General features: G+C 49.2%; 1 protein-coding gene. It reads left to right on the top strand.

Annotated elements, in window-relative coordinates:
* Positions 1-402 (top strand): tetratricopeptide repeat protein (locus JWG43_RS17505; protein WP_205244241.1); only part of this gene is annotated, 402 nt, incomplete at its 5' end.
* Positions 403-1,149: the final 747 nt, after the last annotated feature.

Consider the following 1,149-nt stretch of genomic DNA (forward strand, 5'->3'; position numbering starts at 1 on the left):
TTGATTCAACAGAAAAGGTACGCGGAAGGCCTGGAGCTTTACCAGGCAGCGCTTGAGATGTTTCCCGGACGGGTCGTTTTTTACCAGGGGGTGGGTTGTTGTGCTGGCCATCAAGGGCTGTACGACCAAGCCTTGGACGTGTCGCAGAGGGCACTGAATCTTGAACCTGATCGGCAGGATCTTACCAACGATCTTGGATGGTCTCTGTTCGAAATGGGGCGGCTTGAGGAGGCTGAAGAAATCTTGTTGAGGGCGGTTGCCATGGACCCCTCAGATGAACTTGCGCGGGAGAATTTGCGTCTATGCCAGGAAGTAGGGCTGTTCAGCGTCCAACTCTGCGACAAAATCGATCAAATAATCGAGGGAGGTAAAACCGGTAATAATAAGGGGGGAGGTGCTTAAACGAATATCGTTGAGAACAGTATCTTCAACTTTATTCTTGTCGAAATTTATCGGAAACCGCAGCTGTTCCGGCCATTCAGTGATTCTCTGTAGCTTGGCCGACCGAACGACTTGCGGGTCGAATAATCCAAGCTGAGGTGTCAATGGGGGCACAGAGAATCTCCTTGAAAGGTACCTGATCATCTTATTAGATGGGGCAATATCATTGCTAGAGTGCCAATTCCGCCATTCTGCGGAGTAAAAGAGCGAGTTGTTGGATATCAAGAGCCGAAAAAGCTCCGTCAGGTGTTTCAATTCATTGAGTTGAACGGGCCAATTCGATGTGCAACAAAACAGCTGGCACTGTACCGCCCAAGGTGCAGGAGATATACCGGGGCGAATAACAACTCTGGCCTTATGGCGCGTAGAGGCCAACGTCACTCCAATCTCGGTGCTTTCAACGATATATTCCCAACCGTTCTCAACAGCGGCCTTTAAATCAGAGAACGTTCCAGAGAATTCAGGATGGCCCTCGTCATAAACCCCAATATTGCACTGATGGGGGCAAGCATGCCATACACGCGCTATGCACATGTGTATAGCTTCTTAAGCACATGTGCATAGAATTAGGTTGGACGTGTTTTATATGAAACTTCTCTCTACCACGGAACTTTCTGTTTGAATAATCGTTTGCCACAGTGGGGCTTTGCTCCCTAAGCATTTGGGCTTCGTCTCTGCAATTGTCTTGGCTGGACGATGGGGGTGTTC

The sequence above is a fragment of the Desulfobulbus alkaliphilus genome, from assembly GCF_016918545.1.
GTDB classification, from domain to species: Bacteria; Desulfobacterota; Desulfobulbia; order Desulfobulbales; family Desulfobulbaceae; genus Desulfobulbus; species Desulfobulbus alkaliphilus.